Source organism: Vibrio sp. Y42_MX_L11 (genome assembly GCF_024181785.1).
GTDB classification, from domain to species: domain Bacteria; phylum Pseudomonadota; class Gammaproteobacteria; order Enterobacterales; family Vibrionaceae; genus Vibrio; species Vibrio diabolicus.
Map to the genome: position 1 here is coordinate 1 of NZ_JAMZAP010000046.1, position 2,667 is coordinate 2,667.

General features: G+C 42.3%; 2 protein-coding genes and 1 pseudogene. 1 reads left to right on the forward strand and 2 read right to left on the reverse strand.

The genetic code is table 11. The features are described from left to right. Positions 1-319 precede the first annotated feature (319 nt). Positions 320-1,237, forward strand: a complete 918-nt coding sequence (locus tag NL643_RS22660; protein WP_104974041.1) for a LysR family transcriptional regulator — start codon at positions 320-322, stop codon at positions 1,235-1,237. Between the two features lie 218 nt (positions 1,238-1,455). Here NL643_RS22660 and NL643_RS22665 read toward each other — a convergent pair whose 3' ends face one another. Together NL643_RS22665 and NL643_RS22670 are read right to left on the reverse strand one after the other, a co-directional pair. After that, positions 1,456-2,448, reverse strand: coding sequence for a DUF2955 domain-containing protein (locus NL643_RS22665; protein ID WP_253645244.1), 993 nt, complete (start codon positions 2,446-2,448; stop codon positions 1,456-1,458). Further along, positions 2,438-2,563: pseudogene (locus NL643_RS22670) on the reverse strand (HlyD family secretion protein); the annotation flags it as partial. The gene NL643_RS22665 and the pseudogene NL643_RS22670, both read right to left, overlap by 11 nt. Between the last annotated feature and the right edge of the window lie 104 nt (positions 2,564-2,667).

The window sequence follows — 2,667 nt, forward strand, 5'->3', positions numbered from 1 at the left end:
GCTGACGGAAGAAACCAGCTTCAAAGCTGGGATCAAAAGAAAGCAGAAAAAAGCGAACCGTAGCAACAGCTACCTTTCGCAAGTCCTTGCAGGGCAAGGGGTTTCGTAATCTTTCCCTGGAGTTCGTAATGAGTTACATCTAATGTCGAACGTGCTTTAAGGGGAGTGTGAGTGCGATAAGTTTTCGCATTTACGTGCGGAATAACTACGTATCTAATGATGAAGATAAAAGCCTCGGGTCAACCGTCGCTCTTCCGAGCTAGCATTCTCAATAACTTGTGATAGTTTAGTCATGTAGCCCTAAGATATAAGAAAACCTATGAATTTTAGTCTTGAACAACTATTGGCATTCGTTGCTGTTTACGAGGAGCTTTCGTTTAGCAAGGCTGCTGTAAAATTGAATAAGCACAGAACAACCATCGGACAGGTTATTACGAATTTAGAAGACCTACTTGCTGTGAGCTTGTTTAATCGGGTTGGCCGTTCCGTAGAACCCACTGAAGATGCTCGCCTTCTTTACCACTATGCAAAGCAAACAATTGAACAAGCCCGTACGTTCGACAAAGTCGCATTGAGCCTTGCTCATGGTGGCTTAGAGAGTGTCAGCATTGCCTATTCTAGTGCCATCCCACATCGTTTACTGGTGTTACTTCGTGTTCAATTAGCGGCAGATTTTCCGATGATGCGAGTTAACTTTTTTGTTCGTAACCGTAACGAGATCAAAGAAGGTTTAGCGACTGGTAAGTACCAGTTCGGTATTGTCAATGTGCATGATAGCCGTGCAATACACAGTCTAGACTCGACGTTTTTAGGTCACTTTGAATTTGTTCCCTTTGTCCAGAAAGGTGGTGAACTGGCTTCTATGGCACCCGACCGAGTGTTAACTGCGTTGAGGAATAGCAAGCAATTTGTGTTGCGATCTTTCATTGAAGAAGGAATGGGTGAAAAAGTTATCGTCAGTTCGAATCATGAAGAAGTCGATCAGTTGGCTCTTGTTGTAAAAATGGTTGAAGCAGGGCTAGGGTGGGCGGTTCTTCCTAGAACGCTGGCTCATTCGGAATTTTCTAATAATGATATAGAGCCCGTTGAAGTCTGTGAATTACTAGAAGGCGTTAAGTTTGGTTTTGGCCTTTGGTGTCAACCCTCTAAGCAAATTGGGGATGTAAAAGACTCTATCATGAGGGTTGTTACGGCGTATCGGGAGAAGCTAATCCGCGATTTTAAAGCGACGCCATAACCGTATTCATCCAGACCACATTTATAAACAAGACTCAATTCGAGTCTTGTTTTTTACTTGAAAAATTCTTCTCTTCTGATTGGACGTTAATGTTTATTGGGAGGGAGTAATCTTCTGTATGTGATTATAAAATCGATGCTTTTTTACTTATTCAAGCTTCGTTCAATGAGAAAGCTCATATCGCTCAGCCGCTTTAGTTTAAGAAAGAGAGGCTGCAGTTATTTCACCTCTTGCTCTGATCTAAATAAATTGAGAACCAGTACCCCTAGAACTATAGCGATAGAAATAGAGACGAATCGAGTCATTTGAGCAGAAAATGATTCGATGCCCGTATTGTTAATAATCTGGTAAGTCAGCACAGTGAAGTTAGTAAAAAGCAATTGATAGATGGTTAAGTGTGTCTGTCGACGTATTGCAAAACACGCTAGTTGCAGGCCACAAAAGATGGTAACGCCAAGTACAACGTAAGTAGGTGCACCTGTGGCTACTGCAAGCATGCATGGAATAGTAAACAAGATCCCTAGGCTTGTAGTGATAATTCGATACCGCCCAAAGGAATGACTGTCTTGATTAACTGGGTGCTTAATCATGCTGCCAAATGTTATTGCGATTAATAGCGTTTGAGAGCTTCCAGATGATATTAGCGCGTACAAAACAACACACAATGCGGTTGCTTTAAAGACGATAAGCCCGATATGTTCGTCTGCACCATCAAGAGTGGTTTGGTCTGGTTGTATATCTTTTTCGTCCCCAGGGAATAGCCAAAAGCTAATATATGTGGCAACCAACGCAACAATGAAACTATTAAATAAGACCCATGGCAACCCCTCAAGCGACAACCCCATTTGTTGGCTTGTGACCACGATAATCAATACAACAATCAAAGTGAGTGTCGAAACGATGTCTTTGGGATCGCGATGACTTCGGTAATAACTCCAACAGAGAAGTGACCAAGTAAACAGTAAGAAGCCACTAGGGGAGCTCATGAGCGCTCCTGCTAAAGTTACGATGCCAAAGCTGAGAAGTGAGAGTATTACCAGCAATTTCAACATCATGTTGAACGGGGGTTTAGATGGCATCAGAGTTAGAAAAATCACAACGAATATTGGCGCGATAAAGGGAGTAGGCGCACCTGAATACTGTAAGTAAAACAGTAAAAGAATCGGAGTGAAAACCAATCTAATGATTGGGTTTGCTGAACTATGAAACATAAGTCCAGATACTCAACACTCTCATCCAGAAAGAGGCCAGCCACTCTCCAAAGGAGCTTTGCTCAGTTAAAAAAGCGACCGTTGCTTTCGAACCATAACGTATGGAATGGACTTCCTCCCTATCACTCAGCCGTTAGTTCTGAGATGATAAATTCACCATTTCATACGGAGATAACAACATGGCTGTGACTGTATTAGGTATCGACCTAGCAAAAAATG